The organism is Actinomadura hibisca NBRC 15177 (assembly GCF_001552635.1).
Classification (GTDB): domain Bacteria; phylum Actinomycetota; class Actinomycetes; order Streptosporangiales; family Streptosporangiaceae; genus Spirillospora; species Spirillospora hibisca.
The window spans coordinates 19,719-41,099 of sequence record NZ_BCRO01000108.1 but is presented as its reverse complement, the minus strand read 5'-3'; the positions used below and the strand labels follow the sequence as shown (position 1 = coordinate 41,099).

21 protein-coding genes are annotated in these 21,381 nt (G+C 74.7%); 5 read left to right on the top strand and 16 right to left on the bottom strand.

Annotation, left to right across the window (positions count from 1 at the left end; translation table 11 throughout):
- Positions 1 to 295 precede the first annotated feature (295 nt).
- The 3 genes from ftsL to mraZ form a co-directional block, all read right to left on the bottom strand.
- Entirely contained in the window at positions 296 to 1,297 is a 1,002-nt protein-coding gene (gene ftsL, locus AH6_RS46875) for a cell division protein FtsL (protein WP_157431951.1), read from the bottom strand.
- Positions 1,294 to 2,271 (bottom strand): 16S rRNA (cytosine(1402)-N(4))-methyltransferase RsmH, encoded by a 978-nt coding sequence (gene rsmH, locus AH6_RS37290; RefSeq protein WP_067490010.1) that lies wholly within the window; start codon positions 2,269 to 2,271, stop codon positions 1,294 to 1,296. Before rsmH ends, ftsL begins: the two co-directional genes overlap by 4 nt.
- Before the next feature lie 254 nt (positions 2,272 to 2,525).
- Positions 2,526 to 2,957, bottom strand: coding sequence for a division/cell wall cluster transcriptional repressor MraZ (mraZ, locus tag AH6_RS37285; RefSeq protein WP_067490028.1), 432 nt, complete (start codon positions 2,955 to 2,957; stop codon positions 2,526 to 2,528).
- A gap of 414 nt (positions 2,958 to 3,371) precedes the next feature.
- On the opposite strand from mraZ, the gene AH6_RS37280 reads away from it, so the two are divergent.
- From AH6_RS37280 to AH6_RS37270, 3 genes are all read left to right on the top strand, one after another.
- Entirely contained in the window at positions 3,372 to 4,352 is a 981-nt protein-coding gene (locus tag AH6_RS37280; protein WP_067490007.1) for an AAA family ATPase, read from the top strand.
- A 68-nt stretch (positions 4,353 to 4,420) separates the two neighbouring features.
- Positions 4,421 to 5,689 carry a DUF58 domain-containing protein gene (locus AH6_RS37275; protein ID WP_067490004.1) on the top strand — a complete coding sequence of 423 codons (1,269 nt, stop codon included), beginning with the start codon at positions 4,421 to 4,423 and terminating at the stop codon, positions 5,687 to 5,689.
- Positions 5,686 to 8,250: a transglutaminase TgpA family protein gene (locus AH6_RS37270; protein ID WP_083983836.1), complete on the top strand. Its 2,565-nt coding sequence runs from the start codon at positions 5,686 to 5,688 to the stop codon at positions 8,248 to 8,250. The genes AH6_RS37275 and AH6_RS37270 overlap by 4 nt, the downstream gene beginning before the upstream one ends.
- A 314-nt stretch (positions 8,251 to 8,564) precedes the next feature.
- Here AH6_RS37270 and AH6_RS37265 read toward each other — a convergent pair whose 3' ends face one another.
- The 6 genes from AH6_RS37265 to AH6_RS37240 form a co-directional block, all read right to left on the bottom strand.
- Positions 8,565 to 8,957 carry an SCO2097 family morphological protein gene (locus AH6_RS37265; protein ID WP_067490001.1) on the bottom strand — a complete coding sequence of 131 codons (393 nt, stop codon included), beginning with the start codon at positions 8,955 to 8,957 and terminating at the stop codon, positions 8,565 to 8,567.
- A gap of 134 nt (positions 8,958 to 9,091) precedes the next feature.
- Positions 9,092 to 10,450, bottom strand: a complete 1,359-nt coding sequence (locus AH6_RS37260; protein ID WP_083983835.1) for a DNA polymerase IV — start codon at positions 10,448 to 10,450, stop codon at positions 9,092 to 9,094.
- A complete protein-coding gene (locus AH6_RS37255) occupies positions 10,447 to 11,253 on the bottom strand; it encodes a methyltransferase domain-containing protein (protein WP_083983834.1) in 807 nt (268 codons plus the stop codon). Before AH6_RS37255 ends, AH6_RS37260 begins: the two co-directional genes overlap by 4 nt.
- Positions 11,254 to 11,277: 24 nt before the next feature.
- A complete protein-coding gene (nusB, locus tag AH6_RS37250) occupies positions 11,278 to 11,694 on the bottom strand; it encodes a transcription antitermination factor NusB (RefSeq protein ID WP_067489998.1) in 417 nt (138 codons plus the stop codon).
- Entirely contained in the window at positions 11,694 to 12,251 is a 558-nt protein-coding gene (gene efp, locus AH6_RS37245; RefSeq protein ID WP_067489995.1) for an elongation factor P, read from the bottom strand. Before efp ends, nusB begins: the two co-directional genes overlap by 1 nt.
- A 28-nt stretch (positions 12,252 to 12,279) precedes the next feature.
- Positions 12,280 to 13,359 (bottom strand): M24 family metallopeptidase, encoded by a 1,080-nt coding sequence (locus AH6_RS37240; RefSeq protein ID WP_067489992.1) that lies wholly within the window; start codon positions 13,357 to 13,359, stop codon positions 12,280 to 12,282.
- 156 nt (positions 13,360 to 13,515) lie between these two features.
- On the opposite strand from AH6_RS37240, the gene AH6_RS37235 reads away from it, so the two are divergent.
- A complete protein-coding gene (locus tag AH6_RS37235) occupies positions 13,516 to 15,000 on the top strand; it encodes a flavin monoamine oxidase family protein (protein WP_067489989.1) in 1,485 nt (494 codons plus the stop codon).
- Between the two features lie 55 nt (positions 15,001 to 15,055).
- On the opposite strand, the gene AH6_RS37230 is transcribed toward AH6_RS37235, so the two are convergent.
- From AH6_RS37230 to AH6_RS37220, 3 genes are all read right to left on the bottom strand, one after another.
- A complete protein-coding gene (locus tag AH6_RS37230; protein WP_067489986.1) occupies positions 15,056 to 16,102 on the bottom strand; it encodes an LLM class F420-dependent oxidoreductase in 1,047 nt (348 codons plus the stop codon).
- A gap of 80 nt (positions 16,103 to 16,182) precedes the next feature.
- Complete coding sequence (locus tag AH6_RS37225; RefSeq protein WP_067489983.1) at positions 16,183 to 16,845, bottom strand: enoyl-CoA hydratase-related protein; 663 nt, start codon at positions 16,843 to 16,845, stop codon at positions 16,183 to 16,185.
- 69 nt (positions 16,846 to 16,914) lie between these two features.
- On the bottom strand, positions 16,915 to 17,358 hold the full coding sequence (locus AH6_RS37220) for a PaaI family thioesterase (protein WP_067489980.1): 444 nt from the start codon (positions 17,356 to 17,358) through the stop codon (positions 16,915 to 16,917).
- A 96-nt stretch (positions 17,359 to 17,454) separates the two neighbouring features.
- Here AH6_RS37220 and AH6_RS37215 point away from each other — a divergent pair, with 96 nt between their 5' ends.
- Positions 17,455 to 18,030, top strand: coding sequence for a TetR/AcrR family transcriptional regulator (locus AH6_RS37215; RefSeq protein WP_067489977.1), 576 nt, complete (start codon positions 17,455 to 17,457; stop codon positions 18,028 to 18,030).
- A 97-nt stretch (positions 18,031 to 18,127) separates the two neighbouring features.
- Here AH6_RS37215 and aroQ read toward each other — a convergent pair whose 3' ends face one another.
- The 4 genes from aroQ to aroC are packed head-to-tail and all read right to left on the bottom strand — an operon-like array spanning position 18,128 to position 21,367.
- A complete protein-coding gene (gene aroQ, locus AH6_RS37210) occupies positions 18,128 to 18,586 on the bottom strand; it encodes a type II 3-dehydroquinate dehydratase (RefSeq protein ID WP_067489974.1) in 459 nt (152 codons plus the stop codon).
- Entirely contained in the window at positions 18,583 to 19,659 is a 1,077-nt protein-coding gene (gene aroB / locus AH6_RS37205) for a 3-dehydroquinate synthase (protein WP_067489971.1), read from the bottom strand. The genes aroQ and aroB overlap by 4 nt, the downstream gene beginning before the upstream one ends.
- Positions 19,656 to 20,180 (bottom strand): shikimate kinase, encoded by a 525-nt coding sequence (locus tag AH6_RS37200; protein WP_067489968.1) that lies wholly within the window; start codon positions 20,178 to 20,180, stop codon positions 19,656 to 19,658. The genes aroB and AH6_RS37200 overlap by 4 nt, the downstream gene beginning before the upstream one ends.
- An 8-nt stretch (positions 20,181 to 20,188) precedes the next feature.
- Positions 20,189 to 21,367 (bottom strand): chorismate synthase, encoded by a 1,179-nt coding sequence (gene aroC, locus AH6_RS37195; protein WP_067489965.1) that lies wholly within the window; start codon positions 21,365 to 21,367, stop codon positions 20,189 to 20,191.
- Positions 21,368 to 21,381 lie beyond the last annotated feature (14 nt).

Below are 21,381 nucleotides of genomic sequence, written 5' to 3'. Positions count from 1 at the left end.
ATCTGGCGCGCGCCCCTTGTCGCGGGCGGAGCGGTCCTGGTCGCCGCGCGGCGGCGGGACCGTTCCGTTACGGGCCGGCCGCCGGGCGGCCGAACCGCCCGGCGACCGGGAGGGGTTGCCCGTCTGACGCCCGGACGCGCGCGCCGCCCCCGGGCCGTTCCTGTCGTCGCGCCCCGCCGCGCCCCGGGGCCCCCGCCCCTGGGGGCCGCGCCTACGACCGGGCGGCGGGCCCGCCGGCCGTTTCGTCACGGTGCACCTCTCTCACTTCCGCCGGCCTCCGGACGCGTGCGCAGCCTCACGGCCCTCCGGCCCCCACTCCGCCGCCCGGCGCGGCGGGCACGCCGTCACCGGGCACCACGACGCCGGGGACCCCGACCACGCCGGCCGCGCCCGCGGCGGCGGCCGCCGAGTGCGGCACCGGCCGCACCGCGCCGCCGGGGGTGGCCTCGCCGGTCAGCGGGTCGAGGAACGCCAGGTGCTCGGAGGGCCGCATCCCGATCGCCTCCGCCTTGCGGCGCAGCTGGTCGGGGGCCTCCTCCTCGGCGTTCTGGCGCTGGTACGCCTGGCGCTGCTGCTCCAGGAGCTGGGTGCTGCGCTGGAGCTGGGTCATGCGGATGGCGTCCTGCGCCAGCACGGTGTTGAGCAGCAGCAGGCTGACCAGCGCGCCGCCCAGCAGCCCGCAGATCAGCAGTACGAACGGGGTGCGCGGCGCGGGGGCCTGCCGGACGCGCGCGCGGGCGTAGGCGGTCGCGCGGGCGCGGCCCGTCTCGCGCTTCGCCTTGCTCGCGGCCGGGGCCTTCGCCGGGGTCGCGACCTTGGCCGTCGTCTTGGCCGTCGTCTTGGCCGCGGGCTTGGTCGACGCCTTGGCCGCGGTCTTGGGCTTGGCGGGCGCGGCGGCCTTCGCGGCGGGCTTGACGGTTCGGGTGGCCCTGGCCGGTCGCGGCGCCGGCTTGGCGGCGGGCCGCGGCGCCGGGACGCTCTTGGCCGTGGCCTTCTTCTTGGCGGGCTTCGCAGGCTTCGCCGCCTTGGCCGTCCCGCCCTTGGCGGCGCCCGGCTTGGCGGTCCTGGCGGCCTTGACCTTGGCCTCGGGGCGGCGCGGCTCGGGCGCGGGGACGTCCCCGCGCTTGGCGGGCCGGTCCTTGCGGGACTGCTTGGCCTGCCGCTTGGGCCGCCGCTCGTCCGGCCCGGCCTGCTCCTCCGCGTCGGGAGGGTCGTTCCGGGTGCGGCGCTCGCGGCGGGGCTGCGGGGCGGGCGGCGTCTTCTTCCGCGGCCCCGATCGGCGTGTCGTCGTCGTCATCTGGCCTCCCGGACCCGCTCGGCGGCGCGCAGCCGCACCGACCCGGCCCGTGGGTTGGTCTCGGTCTCCGCGCCGGAGGGCAGTTCCGCGCCGCGGGTCAGCAGCCGGAAGCGCGGCTGGTGCTCGGGCAGCGGAACGGGCAGTTCGGGCGGCGTGGTGTCGGCGGTCAGCGCGGCCAGGGCCTGCTTGGTGATGCGGTCCTCCAGCGAGTGGTAGGACAGCACGACGATCCGGCCGCCGACCGGCAGCGCGTCCAGCGCGGCCGGCAGCGCGCGGCGCCAGATCTCCAGCTCGCCGTTGACCTCGATGCGCAGCGCCTGGAAGGTGCGCTTGGCGGGGTTGCCGCCGGTGCGGCGGGTCGCGGCGGGGATGGCGGTGCGCACCAGGTCGGCCAGGCGCGCGGTGGAGTCGAGCGGGGCGCGCTCACGCTCGCGCACGATGGCGGCGGCGATCCGCTGGGCGAACCGCTCCTCGCCGTACTCGCGCAGGATGCGGGCCAGCTCGGCGGGCGGGTAGCCGTTGACCACCTCGGCGGCGGTCAGCCGCTGGGTACGGTCCATCCGCATGTCGAGCGGGGCGTCGTAGGAGTAGGCGAAGCCGCGCTCGCCCTCGTCGAGCTGCGGGGACGACACCCCGAGGTCGAACAGGGCGGCGTCCACGGCGGGGACGCCGAGCCGGTCGAGCACCGCGGGCAGCTCGTCGTAGACGGCGTGCTCCAGCGTCACCCGGTCGCCGAACCGGGCCAGCCGCCGCGCCGACCGCTCCAGGGCGGTGGTGTCGCGGTCCAGGCCGATCAGGCGCAGCTCCGGGTGGGCCGCCAGCATCGCCTCGGCGTGGCCGCCCATGCCGAGCGTGCCGTCGAGGTAGACCGGCGCCCGGCCGGTGACCCGCACCGCCGGCGCCAGAAGTTCCAGGACGCGGTCGAGCATGACCGGAACATGTCCGGCCTCGGCCGCGTGGTCGCCCACGGTCATGGTTCACCCCCTCGTGCCGTCACCGCTCGCGGACTGTGTGGCATCGGTGTGGCATCGTCGGCCCGCCCTGCTTCGGCACCCCCGGCGGCCTCGCCCGGCCAGGTCCCCATCCGCTGCCCTGAGGAAGTTTCACCGCGCGGTACGCGGGGGGTCGCCGTCTGGCGCCGGGGAAGCTGCGCCAGAGGGCCGGAGAGCGGCTGGAGACCTGGCCGAACGTGGGCCTTGTGCCGGTCAGCGGACCGACCAGTGGAATATCAGAGGATTCCGGGCAACACCTCCTCGGAGATGTCGGAGAAGGCCTGCTCCTCCTGCTCCAGGTAGGTCTCCCAGGCCTTGGTGTCCCAGATCTCCAGGCGCGTGTTCGCACCGATGACGGTGCAGTCGCGGGAGAGGTCGGCGTAGGTGCGCAGCGGCGGCGGGATCGTGATGCGCCCCTGCTTGTCGGGGACCTCGTCGGAGGCGCTGGCGAAGAAGACGCGGCTGTAGGCGCGGACCGCCCGCTCGGTGACCGGCGCGGCACGCAGAGCCTCGGTGATGCGCTGGAACTCCGCCATGGGGAAGACGTACAGGCAGCGCTCCTGGCCCTTCGTGATCACCAATCCCCCCGACAGCTCCTCGCGGTACTTCGCCGGCAGGAACAGTCGTCCCTTGTCGTCCAGGCGCGGCGTATGGGTGCCGAGGAACACCGGCCCCACCTCCCGCGCCGCATGAGGCGCTCCTGCTCCCCACGGCGCCCCACTCTACTCCACTCTTCCCCACCGTCAACTAGGAAAACGCGCCCCGCGCGCCGCTTTCGCGAACAAAACCGCAGGTCATGAAGGGTGGTGTGAAGTGGGGCGCGACGGACCCCTCCCGCGTGCCGCAAGGGGGTCGAAGCGCCCGGCGGAGCCCGCCGGGGCGGGGTGGGAAGGGGGTGCTCGGGCGGGAACGCGGCGGTGTGGAGCGAAGTGGCGGGTTCGCCGTGGCTGTGCGGACGACCCCGGTGCAGCACAATAAGCACCCGTTCCCCATGAACATCGCGACGGTGGTCCCGACGACGTACTGTCGTTGGGACGGGCGCACGGTCGCCGCGCCGGCCGGACGGCTGAGGAGGATTGCCAGTGGCAGTGGGCACGCACGGCGGACGGGCCTCGGGGCTCGACGGGCTGGCGCAGGTCGCCAACAAGATCCGCGACGCGGTCGAGTCGGTCGTGGAGGGCAAGCCCCACGCGGTGCGCCTGGCGCTGACGGTGCTGCTGTCGGAGGGGCACCTGCTGATCGAGGACGTGCCGGGCGTCGGCAAGACGATGCTGGCCAAGGCGCTGGCCCGGTCCATCGACTGCTCGGTGCGCCGCGTGCAGTTCACCCCCGACCTGCTGCCCAGCGACATCACCGGCGTCAGCGCCTACAACCAGGAGCTGCGCGAGTTCGAGTTCAAGCCGGGCCCGGTGTTCGCCAACCTGCTGGTCGGCGACGAGATCAACCGGGCCTCCCCCAAGACCCAGTCGGCGCTGCTGGAGTGCATGGAGGAGCGCCAGGTCACCGTGGACGGCACCAGCTACCGGCTGGAGCGGCCGTTCATGGTGGTGGCCACCCAGAACCCGGTGGAGATGGAGGGGACCTACCCGCTGCCCGAGGCGCAGCGCGACCGGTTCACCGCGCGCATCTCCATGGGCTACCCCGACCCGGCCGCCGAGCTGGAGATGCTGGACGTGCACGGGCGGTCCTCCCCGCTGGACCGGCTGGCCCCGGTCGCCGACGCCGCCGACGTGCGGGCGCTGGTGGAGGTCGTGCGCGACCAGCACGTGGCGCCGGCGGTGCGGCAGTACGTGATCGACCTGGTCACCGCCACCCGCAACCACCCCGAGCTGCGGCTCGGCGCCTCCCCGCGCGCGACCCTGCACCTGGTGCGGGCGGCGCGCGCGTACGCGGCGCTCGACGACCGCGACTATGTGCTGCCCGACGACGTACAGGACCTGGCCGTCCCCGTGCTGGCGCACCGGCTGCTGCCGACCGCCGAGGCGCAGGTGGAGCGCCGCCGTCCCGAGCACGTGGTCACCGAGCTGGTGCACCGCCTGCCGGTGCCCTCGCCCCGCCAGTGAGCCCGCCGCCCGGCGGGACCGCCGCGGCGGTCCCCGGGCGTCCCCTCCCCTCCTTCCGGAAGTGAGCCTTGAGAAGAGCGCTGTCCGGCCTGACCACCCGGGGGCGGTCCTTCGTGGCCGCCGGCACGACCGCCGTGGTGTGCGCCTTCATCCTCGGCGAGCGCGACCTGCTGCGCGCCGGGGTGCTGGTGCTGGTGCTGCCGCTGCTGTGCACGCTGGCGGTGTCGCGGACCCGCTACCGGCTGGCGTGCGCGCGGCGGCTGGACCCGTCGCGGCTGCCGGTGGGCCACGAGGCGCGCGCCGACCTGCGGCTGGAGAACGTGTCGCGGCTGCCGAGCGGGCTTTTGATGGTGGAGGACCAGGTGCCCTACGCCCTCGGCGGCCGGGCCCGGTTCGTGCTGGACCGCGTCGAGCCGCGCGGCTCGCGCGAGCTGAGCTACCGCATCCGCTCCGACGTGCGCGGCCGGTACCGGGTGGGGCCGCTGGTGGTGCGGCTGGCCGACCCGTTCGGGATGGTGGAGCTGGTGCGCTCCTTCAGCCTGTCCGACACCCTGACGGTGACCCCGGAGATCGTGCCGCTGCCGCCGAGCCGCCTCGCCGGGGCGTGGACCGGCGGCGGCGACAGCGTGGCCCGCACGGTGGCGTCGGCGGGCGAGGACGACATCGCGCCGCGCGAGTACCGGCACGGCGACGACCTGCGGCGGGTGCACTGGCGCTCCACCGCGCGGCGCGGCGAGCTGATGGTGCGGCGCGAGGAGCAGCACTGGCAGAGCAGCGGCTCGTTGTTCCTGGACACCCGGCGCGGCGCGCACTGGGGCGAGGGGCCGGCCGGGTCGTTCGAGCAGGCGGTGTCGGTGGCGGCCTCGATCGGGGTGCACCTCGGCCGGGCCGGGATGGGTCTGCGGCTGGTCACCGACGCCGGTGAGGCGCTGCCGTCGGCGGTGGCGCTGGAGGGCGCGTTCGAGGGGCTGCTGCTGGACGCGCTGGCGGTCGCCAGGCCGTCGGCGGGCGGTTCGCTGACGCCGGGCCTGGCGGCGCTGCGCGGCGGGACCGGGAACGGCCGCGAGGGCGACGGGCTGGTCGTCGCGGTGTTCGGGACGCTGACGGCCGAGGAGGCGCGGGCGGTGGCGGCGGCGCGGCGCGGCACCGCCACCTACGTCGCGGTGCTGGTCGAGCCCGAAGGGGTCGGCGGCGCGGACGGCGGCGCGGACGCGACCTCGCGCGTGATGCGCGCGGCGGGCTGGCGGGTGCTGACGGTTCCGTCGGCCGCCGGGCTCGCGGGCGCGTGGGCCTCGGCCGACCAGGCCGGCGAGGACTTCGTCAGGGGTGGCAGATGAGGATTCGGCTGACGGTCATGGCGGGGCTGGCGACGCTGGCCGGAGCCGTGGGGCTCTACCCGCTGTTCGCCGGGCGGGCCTGGTTCTGGGCGGGGCTGGGCGCGGTGCTCAGCGTCGCGGCCGGCGGCCTGGTGGCGCGGCGGTTCCGCGTCCCGGCGGCGCTGAACGCGGTCGCCGGGCTGCTGGCGCTGCTGCTGTACCTGACGGTGGTGCACGCCTCCGGCGAGGCGCTGCTCGGCGTGGTGCCGACCGCCGGTTCGCTGCAACGGCTGGCGACCCTGGCGGGCGAGGGCTGGGACGCGGCCAACAACTACGCCGCGCCGGTGCCGCTGGTGCCGGGGATCATGCTGCTGGCCGCCGCCGGGATCGGCCTGGTGGCGCTGCTGGTCGACCTGCTGGCGGTGCGGCTGCGCCGCACGGCCCCGGCGGGGCTGCCGCTGCTGGCGATGTACAGCGTCCCGGCGGCGGTGCGCGAGGACAGCGTGAGCTGGGCGGCGTTCGCGGTCGGCGCGCTGGGCTTCCTGGCGCTGCTGATGACCGACGCGCGCGAGCAGGTGGGCGGCTGGGGCCGGGTGGTGTTCACCCCCCGCTGGTCGGACGGGGTGCCGCTGGCGGGCGCGGCCGAGGAGGACGGCACCGACGGCGCGGGCGGGTCCGGCGGGCGGCGGGAGCGGCCCGACGTGGGCGCGCTGGCCGCCAGCGGCCGCCGGATCGGGATGGCGGCGGTCGCGGTCGCGGTGCTGCTGCCCATGGCGATCCCCGGCGTGCAGCCGCGCGGCCTGTTCGGGCTGGGCGGCGGTGGCGGGGGCGGCGGCGGCTCGCAGACCGTCACCACGCCCGATCCGCTGGTCAGCCTGAAGCGCGAGCTGACCCGGCCCGACGACGCGGTCGTGCTGACCTACCGCACCGACGCCCGCGAGCGGCCCGACTACCTGCGGCTGTACGCGCTGGACCGGTTCGACGGCGACCGCTGGTCCTACTACTCACTGCAGAGCACCGCCAAGGACCGGCTGACCGACCGGGAGCTGCCGCCGCCGCCCGGCCTGGGCCCGGTGCGGACCCAGCGGGTGACCACCCGGGTGAAGGTCTCGCGGCAGGTGCGCAACATGACCTTCCTGCCGGTGCCGTACGCGCCCGCCCGCGTGTCGATCAAGGGCGACTGGCGGGTGGACGAGGCGTCGCGCATGGTCTACTCGCTGCGCGACTCGGCGGGCGGCCGCTCCTACACCGTCACCAGCCTCCAGGCGATGCCCACCGCCCAGCAGCTGGCCGCGGGCGTCGGCTACCCGGTCGACGTCCTGCGCCGCTACACCGCCCTCCCGCGCACGGTGCCGCCCGAGGTGACCAAGCTGGCGCACGACATCACCTCCGGCGCGCTGAGCGCGCACCGCAAGGCGGTGCTGCTGCAACGGTGGTTCACCCGCGACGGCGGCTTCACCTACGACCTGTCGGCCCCGCCGCCGCAGCGCGGCAACGACCTGACCGGCTTCCTGCTGCGCGACAAGCGCGGCTACTGCGAGCAGTTCGCCGCCGCGATGGCGCTGATGGCGCGGGTGCTGAACATCCCGGCGCGGGTCGCGATGGGCTACACGCCCGGCACCCAGACCAGCCCCGGCGTGTGGACGGTGCGCTCCCGCGACGCGCACGCCTGGCCCGAGCTGTACTTCGAGGGCACCGGATGGGTGCGGTTCGAGCCGACGCCGGCGGGCGCGGCCGGGCAGGGCACGGCGGTGACCCCGCCCTACTCCGAGCCCGCCTCCGACCCGGTGACCTCGCGCGGCGAGCAGACCCCGTCCGCCCCCACGCCGTCGGCGAGCTCGTCGGCGTCGGCGGGGCCGGGCACGGCGGCGCAGCGCGGCCTGGACCAGCCGGACCCCGGCACCGGCGCCGACGGCGCCGAGGAGGAGGACGGCGGCGTGCCCACCGGCTGGATCGCCGGGACCGTGCTGGTGCTGGCGCTGCTGGCGGCCCCGATGGTGGCACGGGTGCTGACCCGGCGGCGGCGCTGGGCGGCGGTGCCGCCTCCTGGTTCGCAGGTCGCGGGCGGCCGGGGCGACGGCGACGGGCCGGGCGGCGACGGGCCGTCCCCGGCCAGCGCGGGCGGGACCGGCGCGGCGCACGCCGCGCACGCCGCGTGGCGGGAGATGCGCTCCGACGCGCTCGACCACGGGCTGGCCTGGCGGTCCAGCGACACCCCGCGGGCGACCGTGCGGCAGCTCGCCCAGGTGCTGGAGCCGGACGCCGAGACCGCGCAGGCGCTCGGGCGCATCGCCAGGGCCGAGGAGATGGCGCGCTACTCCCCCGTCCCGGCGGACGCCCCGCCGGAGGCGCTGCGGGCCGACGTGCGCAGGGTGCGGGAGGCGTTCGCGGCGTCGGTGAGCCGCCCGGCGCGGCTGCGGGCGCGGTTGCTGCCGCCGTCCACGGTCGCCTCGACGCGGTCGGCGACGCGGGAGGCGCTGCACGAGGCCGCCGTGCGGGTCGCGGCGGTGACCGGCCGGGCACGCCAGGTCCGCGAGCGGGTCGCCGAGCGGGTGCGAGACCGGCTGCCCGGCGGACGCTGACCCGCCGGAAGGGCGGCGGAGAAGGACGCCGGTCCGCCGGAAAGGGCCAGCGCTGACCCGCCGAGCGCTGACCCACCGTAAAGCACGGCCGACGCTGACCTGCCGCAAGGAGCGCGGGCCCGCCGGGAGGGCACCGAAAAAGGGCGCGGGAAAAGGGCGCGGGCCCGCTGGGAAGGGCGGGCGTTGGCCCGCTGAGCGCTGGCCCGCCGGAAGGGGGCCGGCCCGGCGCAAAGCATGATCGCCCGCACGGTCGGCGCCGTGCGGGCGGTCAGAAGATCACGAAGCTCGGGGCGGGGCCCCGTGCCGGCCGGGGGTCACTCGCCCTCGGTGCGGCGGCGCCAGCGGTCCTCCATGCGCTCCATGAACCCCGAGCGCGCGGGCCTGCCGCCCGGGGCCGGACCGGCGGCCGGCTCGGCGCCGATGCCGGTCATGCGCTTCCAGCTCGTCAGCGCCCACACGCAGCAGGCCACCATCAGCAGGAAGCCGGCCACGCTGATGGCGACGGTGACGGTGCCGGCGTTCATGACGAGGCCGGCCATCAGCGCGCAGACGCCCACCACGAAGCCCAGAGCGGCCTTGACGATCCGGCGCTTGTAGTGCACCTGCGGATTGGTGGAGCGGACCGCGTGCGCGAACTTCGGATCCTCGGCGTACAACGCGGACTCGATCTGTTCGAGCATGCGCTGCTCGTGCTCAGAGAGCGGCACGGCGCCTCCCAACGACAGCCCCGCGACGGGGTATCCGGTGCAGGACGAGAACCTCAACGGTGATATGCCCAGAATACGAGGCCGGACGAGCGTACGAAAGCGAACGGCCAACCGCGGACCCCATGCCGGTCATCTCACCGCCTTGTCTCATCGTCCCTGTCCCCGCTGACGGGCCCGTCATGCCGGTTCCGGGGACCGGTTTCGGACCCGGTTTCCGGCCCGCCGTCCCGGCCGGCCGAACGGCCGGTGCCGCGCGTGCGCCCGGCGTCGTCCCGGCCGACCAGCGCGGCCGGACGGACCGTGCCGGCGCCGAACCGGTGCGCCACCTGGTCCATCGCCCGCTCGGCCTCGCGCCATCCGGTCTCCGGCTCGTCGAAGGCCAGCTGGCGCGGCGCGCTCCCGGCGGGCTCCAGGTTCTCCACGCGGACCCCGACCAGCCGGAGTCGTACCCGTTCCAGCCCGGACGCCTCGTACAGCTCGCACGCTGTGACATAGATCACACGGGCGAGGTCGGTGGACTCGGGCAGCGTGCGCGCCCTGGTGATCGTCCTGAACTCGGCGTCGCGCAGCTTGACGCTCACCGTCCGCCCGGCGGCGCCGGCCGCGCGCAGCCGCGCCCCGACCTTCTCGGCCAGCCGCAGCAGCTCGCGGCGGATCACCTCGGGGTCGGCGATGTCGGTGTCGAAGGTCTCCTCGGCGCCGATGCTCTTGTCGGGGGTGTGCGGGACGACCTCGCGCGGGTCGCGGCCCCACGACAGTTCGTACAGGTGGGAGCCGTGCGCGTTGCCCAGCTCGCGCTGGAGGGTGGCCAGCGGGGTCTGGGCGAGCTGGCCCACGGTGCGCAGCCCGAGGCGCGTCAGGGTCTGCTCGGTGCGCTCCCCGACGCCCCACAGCGCGCCGACCGGCAGCGGGTGCAGGAAGCCGGTGATCCCGTCGGCAGGCACCACCAGCAGCCCGTCGGGCTTGCAGCGGGTGGAGGCGAGCTTGGCGACGAACTTGTTGGCGGCGACCCCGACCGAGCAGGTGATGCCCTGCTGCTCGCGGACCTGCGCGCGCACGCGCTGGGCGATCGCGGCGGGGCTGCCGAACAGACGGCGCGCGCCCGCCACGTCGAGGAACGCCTCGTCCAGCGACAGCGGCTCCACCAGCGGGGTGACCGAGCGGAAGATCTCGAAGACGGCCGCCGACACCCGCCGGTACTTGGCGTGGTCGCCGGGCAGCACCACCGCCCGCGGGCAGAGCCGCCGCGCGCGGGTCATCGGCATCGCCGAGTGCACCCCGTAGGCGCGGGCCTCGTAGGAGGCGGCGGCCACCACCCCGCGCGGGCCCGCCCCGCCCACCAGGACGGGGCGGCCGCGCAGTTCGGGGCGGTCCAGCAGCTCGACGCTGACGAAGAACGCGTCCATGTCGACGTGCAGGATCGGGCAGCCGGTGTCGTCGGCCGGCGGACCGGGCTGCGGGCCGGGCCGGTGGAGCTGCTGCTTGCGGCTCACCGCCGGTCGGCGACCAGGTGCAGCTGGGTGGCCAGCTCGCGCAGCACCGGGTGGGTGGCCGCGGCCGACTCCAGCGCGATCAGCGCCTCGGCCGAGTCGGCGTCGGCGTCCACCAGCGCGCCCGGCACCAGGTCGGCGAAGATCCGCACGCCGTGCAGCTCGCGCGGGGCGAGGCCCGCGCCGGTGGCCAGGTCCGTCAGCGTCTCGCGGGTGAAGCGCCGGGGCGTGCGGTCGTGGTCGCCCCAGCGCCCGTCGGGGTCGGCCAGCACGCGCCGCGCGTCGCCGAAGTGCCCGCCGGCGGCGCGGTGCAGCGCGGCGGCGATCTGCCCGGCGACCAGCAGGCTGACCGAGCCGCCGGGCCGGACCGCGGCGGTCAGCGCGACCATGGCCGCCGCCGGGTCCTCGACGTACTCCAGCACGCTGTGGCACAACACCAGGTCGGCGGCGTCGGCGCCGAGCAGGTCGGGCAGGTCGACGGCGTCGCCCTGGACGGCGCGCACGGTGACGCCGGACTCGGCGGCGCGGCGCTCCAGCGCGGCCAGCGCGTCGGGGCTGGAGTCGACCACCGTCACCCGGTGGCCGAGCTCGGCCAGCGGCACGGCGAAGCCGCCGGTGCCGCCGCCGACGTCGACGACGTCGCCGGGCCCGTCCTCGGGCGCGATGCGCTCCAGGACCGTGCGCAGCGCCTCCCACAGGACCGCGCTGCGGACCCTGCTGCTGCCGCGCTGCCGCCTGCCGTGCTGGCCCGCCTGCCGGCCCGCTTGCTGGGCGGCCACGGCCACCCCCTTCACCTCACCGCTCATGTCCGTCCCACCCTAGACCCGGCACTACAGCGACAGGGAGGGCTTGAGCTGCTGGAGCCGGGCCAGCAGCCCGTTGACGAACCGGGGCGACTCGTCGGTGGACAGCTCGGTGGCCAGCTTGACCGCCTCGGTGACCGCGACGCCGTCGGGCACGTCGTCCACCCACAGCAGCTCGAACGCGCCCATCCGCAGGATGTTGCGGTCGACCGCCGGCATGCGCTCCAGCGTCCAGCCGGTGGCGTAGGTGGCGATCAGCTCGTCGATGCGCTCGGCGTGCTCCTGGACGCCCTCCACGATCCGCACCGAGTGGGCGAACTCGGCGAGCTCGTCCTGGTTGGGCCGGCCGCGCTGGGCGAGCACGTCGGTCGGCCGCTCCTCGCGCAGCTCGGCGGCGAACAGGATGTCCAGGGCGAGCTTGCGCGCCTTGGTGCGTGCGCTCATCAGGCGCGGCCGAGATAATCGCCGGAGCGGGTGTCGACCTTGACCTTCTCGCCGGTGGTGATGAACAGCGGCACCTGGATCTGCGCGCCGGTCTCCAGGGTGGCGGGCTTGCTGCCGCCGGTGGAGCGGTCGCCCTGCAGGCCCGGCTCGGTCTCGGTGATCTGGAGCACGACGGCGGCGGGCAGCTCGACGTAGAGGGGGTTCTCCTCGTTGAAGGCGATGACCGCGTTCTGCTCGGGCAGCATGTAGTCGGCGGCGCGGCCCACGACGGCGGCCGGGATGTGCGGCTGGTCGTAGGTCTCGGTGTCCATGAACACGAAGTCCTCGCCCTCGCGGTAGAGGTACTGCATGTCGCGCTTGTCGACGCTGGCGATCTCCACCTTGGTGCCGGCGTTGAAGGTCTTGTCCACGGTCTTGCCGGAGAGCACGTTCTTGATCTTGGTGCGGACGAAGGCGGGGCCCTTGCCGGGCTTGACGTGCTGGAACTCCAGGACCGTCCAGAGCTGGCCCTCGATCTTCAGCGTCATGCCGTTCTTCAGGTCGTTCGTCGTCGCCACGTGTTTCTCCCGGTCGAGAAGCCGCCCGTCACAGGACGAGCAGCTCCTTGGTCGTCTTGGTGAGGAGTTCCGGCCCGGCCGCGCGGACCACCAGGGTGTCCTCGATGCGCACTCCGCCCCGGCCGGTCAGGTAGACGCCCGGCTCGGCGGTGATCGGAACTCGGTCCCTCAGCTTACCGGTCCTGTCGTACCCCATGAGCGGAGCCTCGTGGATCTCCAGGCCGACGCCGTGCCCGAGGCCGTGGGGGAAGTCGTCGCCGTGCCCGGCGGCCTTGATGAGGTCGCGGGCGGCGGCGTCCACGGCGGCGGTGTCGGCGCCGGGGACCGCGGCGTCGATCGCGGCCTGCTGGGCGCGCCGCACCAGCTCGTAGATCTCGCGCTGCCACGCGGCGGGCTCGCCGATCGCGACGGTGCGGGTCATGTCGGCGTGGTAGCCGCCGTAGCGGGCGCCGAAGTCCATGGTGACCAGGTCGCCCGCGGCGACGGCGCGCCCGCCGGGGTGGTGGTGCGGGATCGCGCCGTTGGGGCCGGAGGCGACGATCGACGCGAACGCGACGCCCTCGGCGCCGAAGTCGACCATGTGGCGCTCCAGCGCGACGGCGATCTCGCGTTCGGTGAGGCCGGGGCGCAGGGTGGGCAGCACGGCGTCGAAGGCGCGGTCGGTGATCGCGCACGCCTCGGCCAGCAGCGTGATCTCGTGCTCGTCCTTGACCCGGCGCAGTTCCTCCACGGGATGGCCGAGCGGCATGAAGGCGATGCCGCCGTCCATGGCGGCGAGCGCGGCGTGCTTCTCGACGGTGAGGTCGTGGGCCTCGAAGCCGAGGCGGGCGACGCCGGCGTCGGCGGCCAGGGTGACCAGCGACTCGGCGGTGGGCCGGGCCACGATCACCTCCAGCTCGGGGCAGACCTGGGCGGCCATGCCGCCGTAGCGGGCGTCGGTGGCCAGCACGGCGGGCCCGTCGGCGCGCACCAGCAGTGCGGCGTTGGAGCTGTCCAGGCCGGTCAGGTAGCGGACGTTGACCAGCCGCGTGACCAGCAGCGCGTCGGCCCCGTTGTCGGCGACCAGCGCGGCCAGGCGGTCCCGGCGCGCTTCGTGTGTCTCCCCCATGGACCGGACCCTAGCCCATCGCGGCGGGGCGGGTGATCTCGGAGCGGTCACGGAACATGAGGAAGTCTCGACTTCGCCGGGGCGCGCCCGTACGTTGTCCGCGCATGTGATCAGGCCCCCCGCTCCCGGACCGCCGTCCGACCCCAGGAGGACCCCTTGACCGCTGTCAGCCGCCGCCGTCTGCTGGGCACCGGCGCCCTCACCGCCGCGGCGGGCGCCGCCATGGCGGCCTCCCCGGCCGCCGCCTCCGCCCGGGGCCGCGCCGCCGCCGCGAGCGCCGACGTCGTGGTCGTCGGCGCGGGCCTGTCGGGCCTGACCGCCGCCCGCGACCTGGTCGCCGCCGGGCGCTCGGTGATCGTCCTGGAGGCCCGCGACCGGCCGGGCGGCCGGGTGTACGGCCTGCCGCTCGGCGACGGCACCACCAGCGAGGGCGGCGCGGAGTTCATCGGCCCCACCCAGGACCGCATCGCCGCCCTGACCGCCGACATGGGCGTGGCGACGTTCCCGACCCACAACGCCGGCAAGAACGTCTACTACCGCAACGGCAAGCGCTCGCTCTACGCCACCGACGGCATCCTCGGCGCGGTCCCGCCCGACTGGGGCGTGGTGGACCTCCAGATCGCGCTGACCTCGCTCAACAGCATGGCCAAGGAGGTGCCGGTCGGCGAGCCGTGGAAGGCGGCCAAGGCCGAGGAGTGGGACTCCCAGACCTTCCACACCTGGTCGCGCACGCACTCGCTGAGCAGCGGGGCGCGGTTCCTGATGGACGCCTTCGTCAGCTCCACCCTGTCGGTGCGCTCGCGCGACGTGTCGCTGCTGTACGTGCTGCACTACATCGCGGCGGCGGGCAACGCGGGCAGCCCCGGCAACGTGGACCGGCTCATCAACACCAAGGGCGGCGCGCAGGAGACGCGGTTCGCCGGCGGTTCCGAGCAGGTGCCGATCCGGCTGGCGGCCAGGCTGGGCGACCGTGTGCGCTACAACGCGCCGGTGCGCAGCGTCGTCACCGGCGACGGCGGCGTGACGGTCACCGCCGACGGGATCACGGTGACGGCCAGGCGCGTGGTGGTCGCGATGTCCCCCGCGATCGCCGGGAAGATCGAGTTCACGCCGGGACTGCCCGCGAGCCGCGCCCAGCTCATGCAGCGCTACCCGATGGGGTCGATCGCCAAGTTCGTGGCCGTCTACGAGACGCCGTTCTGGCGGGCCGACGGGCTGACCGGGCAGGCGGTGTCCGACAGCGGCGCGATCGACGCGACCTTCGACAACAGCCCGGCCGACGGCTCGCGCGGCATCCTGATGGGCTTCCTCAACCAGACCAACATCCGGCGGCTGGACGCGGCCCCGCCCGAGCAGGTGCGGGCGGCGGGGCTGGACGCGTTCGGCAAGCTGTTCGGGAGCAAGGCCCTGTCCCCGGTGCGCACGGCGTTCCAGCGCTGGGACAACGAGGTGTGGAGCGGCGGCGGCCCGGTCGGGATCGCGCCGCCCGGCGTGCTGAGCGACTTCGGGACGGCGCTGCGCGCCCCGTGCGGCCCGGTGCACTGGGCCGGGACCGAGACGTCGGACTTCTGGACGGGCTACATGGACGGCGCGGTGCGCTCGGGCGAACGCGTCGCCAGGGAGGTGCACGCGGCCCTGTGAACGGCCGAGGCCCGCGCCCCCGTAGCGGGGCGCGGGCCTTGCGGGATCAGGCCGGTCAGACGTCGGCGGCCATCTCCTTGACCTTCTCGATCAGCGCGAGCTTGGCCTTGTGGTCCTGCGCGATCGGGGTCACGTTCAGGGTGGTGACGCCCGACTCCTTCATGGCGGCGAGGCGCTCGCGGACGTGGCCCTCGGAGCCGATGAGCGACATCTTCTCCAGCAGCTCGTAGGGGACCTTGGCGGCCGCCTCGTCCTTCTTGCCGGCGAGGTAGAGGTCCTGGATCTCCTCCGCCTCCTTCTCCCAGCCGTAGCGGCGGCACAGGTCGTTGTAGAAGTTCTTGCCCTTGGCGCCCATGCCGCCGATGTACAGGGCGGCCATCGGGCGGCCGAACTCCAGGTAGCCCTGCACGTCGTCGCCGATGGCGAGCGCGGCCTGGCCGACCACGTCCAGCTCGCCGAGCGAGGCGTCGCGCTTGGCCTTGCCCGCCGCCAGCGACGGGCCCCACACGTCGGCGGCCTTCTCCGGCAGGTAGAAGATCGGCTCCCAGCCGTTGGCGATCTCGGCGGTCAGCTCGACGTTCTTGGGGCCGATCGCGGCCACCAGCACCGGGATGTCGGCGCGCACCGGGTGGTTGATGATCTTCAGCGGCTTGCCCAGGCCGGTGCCCTGGCCCTCGGGCAGCGGCATGGTGTAGTACTTGCCCTGGTGCTGGAGGCGCTCGCGCTTCCAGACCTTGCGGCAGATCTCGATGACCTCGCGGGTGCGGCCGAGCGGGGCGTGGTAGGGCACGCCGTGGAAGCCCTCGATGACCTGCGGGCCCGAGGCGCCGATGCCCAGCGTGAAGCGGCCCTCGGAGACGTAGTCCAGGCCCGCCGCCGTCATGGCGAGCAGGGTGGGCGTCCGCGAGTAGATCGGCAGGATGCCGGAGGCGATCTCCAGCTTCTCGGTCTTGGCCGCGATGTAGCCCATCTGGCTCACCGCGTCGAAGCTGTAGGCCTCGGCGACGTAGACGATGTCGAGGCCGGCCTTCTCGTAGTCGGCCAGCTCGCTGACGGTCTCCTTGAAACCGCCCGAGTAGCTGAGCGCCATGCCGATGCGCATCCGGCGTCCCTTCCGTAAAACCGAATCTGATTCCAGTTGACCGTAACCTAGCGCTCACCGGGCCCGCGGCCCAGTCCCGGTCAGAAGACCGGGCCGCGCAGCGTCTCGATGACCGGCCGGTACATGTCGCCGCGGATCTTGCCGACGACCTTTCCCTGCTTGGGCGCCAGCGACGCGGCCAGCTCGATCGCGGCGGGCAGCACCTCGGCCTCGGGCGCGGTGCGCGCCACGATCCCGGCCGCCCGCGCCTGCTCGGCGGTGTAGCGGCGGCCGCTGATCATGGCCTCGTGCGCCACGTGCGGGGTCAGCCGCGCCTGGATGAGCGCGCTCATGCCGGGGGTGAAGCTCATGCCGAGGTCCACCTCGGGCAGGCACAGGTAGCCCCGGTCGGTGCGCATCACCGCGAAGTCGTGGGCGAGGGCGAGCATCATGCCGCCGGCGAAGGCGTGCCCGTTCAGCGCCGCGACGGTCGGCGCGGGCAGCTCCAGCAGCCGCGCGTACAGGGCGTTGACGCTCTTCAGGTACTCCTCGAAGCGGTCCTGGTTGGCGTTCACCCACTCCAGGTCCAGGCCGTTGGAGTAGAACTTGCCGGTGCCGACGGTGACCAGCGCGGCCGGGCCGTCGTGCGCGGCGACCTCGTCCAGCACCTTGTCCACCGCCGCCAGGAAGTCGGGGTGGAAGCGGTTCTCGCCATCGTCGTACCGCAGGACGAACACGTCGCCGTCGCGCTGCAGGTCGATCACTTCGGTCTCCTTGTCCGGGGCACGGGCGGGCCGCCTGTCCGGGCCCGCCCGCCGAGCCTACCGAGCGTGCTACTGGCCGGTAACCGGCGGGAACACCATGCAGGTGCTGGTGCCGTGCGCGATCAGCTTGCCGTTCTCGTCGGTGATGCGCCCCTCGGTGGTGGCGACCTTGCGGCCCAGGTGCACCACCGAGCCCTCGCAGCGCAGCCCCACGCCCTCGACGGGGACGGCGCGCACGAAGTTCACCTTCAGCTCCAGTGTGGTGTACCCGGCGCCCTCGGGCAGGGAGGTGTGCACCGCGCAGCCCATGGCCGAGTCCAGCAGCGTGGACAGGATGCCGCCGTGCACCGTGCCGAGCGGGTTGCGGTGCTTGGGGTCGGTGGTGAGCCCGAACACCACCCGGCCCGGCTCCAGGCTCTCGACGGTCATGCCGAGCAGGGCGCCGACGCCGATCCCCTGCTCCGTGCCCATGGTGAGCAGCTCCTTGAGCTGCTCCAGCCCTGCGGTGGACATCCGTGCCTCCTTGCGACGACCGTCCAGCACAGCGTTGCTATGACGATCGTCATAGTCAAGCCGCAAAGCTTATGATGAATGTCATAATCGGTGCCCATGGGGACCGACAGCCGGGAACGCATGGTGCGCAGCGCCGCCTATCTCTTCCGCGAGCGCGGGTACTCGGGCACGGGCTTCCGGGACGTGATCGCGCACAGCGGCGCGCCGCGCGGCTCGATCTACCACCACTTCCCCGGCGGCAAGGTGCAGCTGGCCGAGGAGGCGGTGCGCTACGCCGGGGAGTTCCTCAACATGGGCATCGAGGCGGCCACGCAGGGCGAGGACGCGGCCTCGGCGGTGGACGCGTTCGTGGGCTGGTGGCGGCAGGTGCTGATCAGGAGCGAGTTCCGGGCGGGCTGCCCGGTGGTGGCGGTCACGGTGGAGTCCCACGACGACGCGCCGCAGCTGTCGAAGGCGGCGGCGGCGGTGTTCGACCGGTGGGAGGACACCTTGGCCACCGGCCTGGGCAACGCGGGGGTGCCCGACGAGCGGGCGGCGCGGCTGGCACGGCTGATCGTCGCGGCCGTGGAGGGGGCGACGGTGTTGTGCCGCGCGCACCGGGACGTGCGGCCGCTGGACGACGTGGTGGCCGAGCTGAAGGAACTGACGCGGGCGGCGGCGGAGTCGGGCTGAGCCCAGCGAAGGCGGCAGGCGGCGCGCGACGGTAGACGACAGGCGGAAAGCAGCGGGCGGCGGACGTCGCCGACGTCCGCCGCCCGAAGTACCTGGCTCAGCGCCCGGCGGCGGCGCTCTCCTCGGCGAGCAGCTCCGCGACCGCCTGCAACGCCAGCACGTAGGACATCGTGCCGAACCCGGCGATCGTGCCGGTCGCCACGCCCGCCACCACCGAGTTGTGCCGGAACTCCTCCCGCGCGGCCGGGTTGGAGATGTGCACCTCCACCAGCGGCGCGGTGCGCTGGGCGAGGGCGTCGCGCAGCGCGTAGGAGTAGTGGGTGAACGCGGCCGGGTTCAGCACGACCGGCAGCCGCTCGTCGGCGGCCTCGTGCACCCAGCGGAGCATCTCGGCCTCGTCGTCGGTCTGCCGGACCTCAACCGACAGGTCGAGCCCGCGGCCCGCGTCGCGGCACAGCGCGACCAGGTCGTCGAAGGTCGCCGCGCCGTAGACGTCGGGCTCGCGGGTGCCCAGCCTGCGCAGGTTGGGGCCGTTCAGCACCAGCACGCGGTTCACTTGGCGACCTCCCGGTAGGCGGCGGCGAGCAGGTCCTCGTCGGGGCCCTCCAGGCGGCCGGGCGCGGCCACCCCGTCCAGCACGACGAAGCGCAGCGTCGCGCCCCGCGACTTCTTGTCGATGGTCATGGTCTTGCGCAGTGCGGGCCACGCCTCCCCCGCGTAGGAGGTCGGCAGGCCCACCGAGGCCAGGATCGCGCGGTGCCGGTCCACGACCCCGGCGGGCAGCCGCCCGGCGCGGCGGGCCAGCTCGGCGGCGTAGACCATGCCGATCGCGACGGCGTGGCCGTGCCGGAACCGGTAGTCCTCGGCCTTCTCGATCGCGTGCGCGAGGGTGTGGCCGTAGTTGAGGATCTCGCGCAGGCCCGATTCCTTGAGGTCGGCCGACACCACCTGGGCCTTCACCCGGACGGCGCGCTCGACCAGCTCGCGGGTGTGCGGGCCGTCGGGGCGGGCCGCGCCCTCGGGGTCGGCCTCCACCAGGTCCAGGATGACGGGGTCGGCGATGAACCCGGCCTTGATCACCTCGGCGAGGCCGCTGATGTAGTCCTCCTGCGGCATCGTCAGCAGCGTGGACAGCTCGCACAACACCCCGGCGGGCGGGTGGAACGCGCCGACCAGGTTCTTGCCCTCGGGGATGTTGACGCCGGTCTTGCCGCCCACGGCGGCGTCGACCATGCCGAGCAGCGTCGTCGGCACCAGCACGGCCTTCACGCCGCGCAGCCAGGACGCGGCGGCGAAGCCCGCCAGGTCGGTGGTCGCGCCGCCGCCGACGCCGACCACGACGTCGGAGCGCGTCATGCCCAGCTCGGCGAACCGCGACCACAACCCGGCCAGCACGCCGACCTCCTTGGCCGCCTCGCCGTCGGGGACCGGCAGCGCGTGCACCGCGTACCCGGCCTGCTCCAGCGCCCCGCACACCGGGCGGGCGATCTCCGGCAGGCCCTCGGCGTGCACCACCGCGACGGTGCGCGCGCCCGGCCCCAGCAGGCCGGGCAGCTCGCCGAGCACCCCGGCGCCGATCACCACGTCGTAGGGGTCGGCCCCGCCGACGTGCACGCGGGCGTGGCTCATGCCGTCTCCTCCGGCGCGTGCGCCGCCAGGTGCGCCGCGATCTCCTCGACGATCTCGTCCGGCCCGCGGCCGTCGGTCGCCACGTGCAGCACGCCGAGCCGCTCGTAGATCGGCAGCCGCTCCTCCAGCAGCTTGCGGAGCTGGCTGCGCGGGTTCAGCACCAGCAGCGGCCGCGCCGACGCGAGCCCGACGCGCTTGACCGCCTCCGACAGCCCGACCTGGAGGTAGACGACGGTGTGCCCGGCCAGCAGCTCCTGCGTCTCGGGGGCGAGCACCGCGCCGCCGCCGAGCGCCAGCACGCCGTCGTGCTCGGCCAGCGCGGCGGCGACGGCGGCGCGCTCCAGCTCGCGGAACCGTTCCTCGCCGTCGTCGATGAAGATCTCGCCGATCGGCTTCCCGGCGGCGGCCTCGGTGTCGGCGTCGGTGTCGCGCAGCGCGACGCCGAGCCGGGCGGCCAGCGCCGCGCCGACGGTGGACTTCCCGGAGCCGGGCGGCCCGATGAGCACTGCCTGGGGGCGCATCGCGGTCCTCACTTGATCGTCAGCGCGGACAGGTAACCCTGGACGTTGCGCGCGGTCTCCTCGGCGGAGTCGCCGCCGAACTTCTCCAGCGCGGCGTCGGCCAGCACCAGCGCGACCATCGCCTCGGCGACCACCCCGGCGGCCGGGACGGCGGTGACGTCGCTGCGCTGGTTGATGGCCTTGGCGGGCTCGCCGGTGGTCACGTCGATGGTGTCCAGGCGGCGCGGCACCGTGGAGATCGGCTTCATCGCCGCGCGCACCCGCAGCACCTCGCCGGTGGTCATGCCGCCCTCGACGCCGCCGGCGCGGTTGGTGCGCCGCCGCACGCCCCCGGGGGTGTTGTCGATCTCGTCGTGCGCGCGGGAGCCGGGGCGGCGCGCGGTGGTGAACCCGTCGCCCAGCTCCACGCCCTTGATCGCCTGGATGCCCATGAGGATGCCCGCGAGCCGGGCGTCCAGCCGCCGGTCCCAGTGCACGTGGCTGCCGAGGCCGGGCGGCAGGCCGTAGGCCAGCACCTCGACGACGCCGCCGATGGTGTCGCCGGCCTTCTTGAGGTCGTCGACGTGCGCGACCATGGCTTCGGAGGCGTCGGCGTCGAAGCAGCGCACCGGGCTGTGGTCCACCGCGGCCAGGTCGCCGGGGCCGGGCAGCACGCCCTCGGGGGCCTCGACCTCGCCGAGCACGATCACGTGGCTGAGCACGTCCACGTCCAGGACCTGCTTCAGGAACGCCTTGGCGAAGGTGCCGAGCGCGACGCGGGCGGCGGTCTCGCGGGCGCTGGCGCGCTCCAGGATCGGCCGGGCGTCGGTGAAGCCGTACTTCTGCATCCCGACCAGGTCGGCGTGGCCGGGCCGGGGCTGCGACAGCGGCGCGTTGCGCGCCTGGGCGGCCAGCACGTGGGGGTCGACGGGGTCGGCCGACATGACCGTCTCCCACTTGGGCCACTCGGTGTTGCCCACCTCGACGGCGACCGGCCCGCCCAGGGTGGTCCCGTGCCGGACCCCGCCCAGGATCGTGACCTCGTCCTGCTCGAACTTCATCCGGGCGCCCCGGCCGTGGCCGAGCCGCCGCCGGCGCAACTCCTCGGCGATGTCGGCCGAGGTCACACGGACTCCGGCGGGAAGGCCCTCCACGATCGCGGTGAGGGCCGGGCCATGGGACTCCCCCGCGGTCAACCAGCGCAGCATGGCTCGATCCTATT

What these genes read in the sequence shown, in the direction of transcription:
- ftsL (WP_157431951.1), bottom strand. Translation starts at nt 1,297, where the DNA reads ATGACGACGACGACACGCCGATCGGGGCCGCGGAAGAAGACGCCGCCC.
- rsmH (WP_067490010.1), bottom strand. Translation starts at nt 2,271, where the DNA reads ATGACCGTGGGCGACCACGCGGCCGAGGCCGGACATGTTCCGGTCATG.
- AH6_RS37270 (WP_083983836.1), top strand. Translation starts at nt 5,686, where the DNA reads ATGAGGATTCGGCTGACGGTCATGGCGGGGCTGGCGACGCTGGCCGGA.
- AH6_RS37255 (WP_083983834.1), bottom strand. Translation starts at nt 11,253, where the DNA reads ATGAGCGGTGAGGTGAAGGGGGTGGCCGTGGCCGCCCAGCAAGCGGGC.
- nusB (WP_067489998.1), bottom strand. Translation starts at nt 11,694, where the DNA reads ATGAGCGCACGCACCAAGGCGCGCAAGCTCGCCCTGGACATCCTGTTC.
- AH6_RS37240 (WP_067489992.1), bottom strand. Translation starts at nt 13,359, where the DNA reads ATGGGGGAGACACACGAAGCGCGCCGGGACCGCCTGGCCGCGCTGGTC.
- AH6_RS37230 (WP_067489986.1), bottom strand. Translation starts at nt 16,102, where the DNA reads ATGCGCATCGGCATGGCGCTCAGCTACTCGGGCGGTTTCAAGGAGACC.
- AH6_RS37220 (WP_067489980.1), bottom strand. Translation starts at nt 17,358, where the DNA reads ATGTCCACCGCAGGGCTGGAGCAGCTCAAGGAGCTGCTCACCATGGGC.
- AH6_RS37215 (WP_067489977.1), top strand. Translation starts at nt 17,455, where the DNA reads ATGGGGACCGACAGCCGGGAACGCATGGTGCGCAGCGCCGCCTATCTC.
- aroB (WP_067489971.1), bottom strand. Translation starts at nt 19,659, where the DNA reads ATGAGCCACGCCCGCGTGCACGTCGGCGGGGCCGACCCCTACGACGTG.
- AH6_RS37200 (WP_067489968.1), bottom strand. Translation starts at nt 20,180, where the DNA reads ATGCGCCCCCAGGCAGTGCTCATCGGGCCGCCCGGCTCCGGGAAGTCC.
- aroC (WP_067489965.1), bottom strand. Translation starts at nt 21,367, where the DNA reads ATGCTGCGCTGGTTGACCGCGGGGGAGTCCCATGGCCCGGCCCTCACC.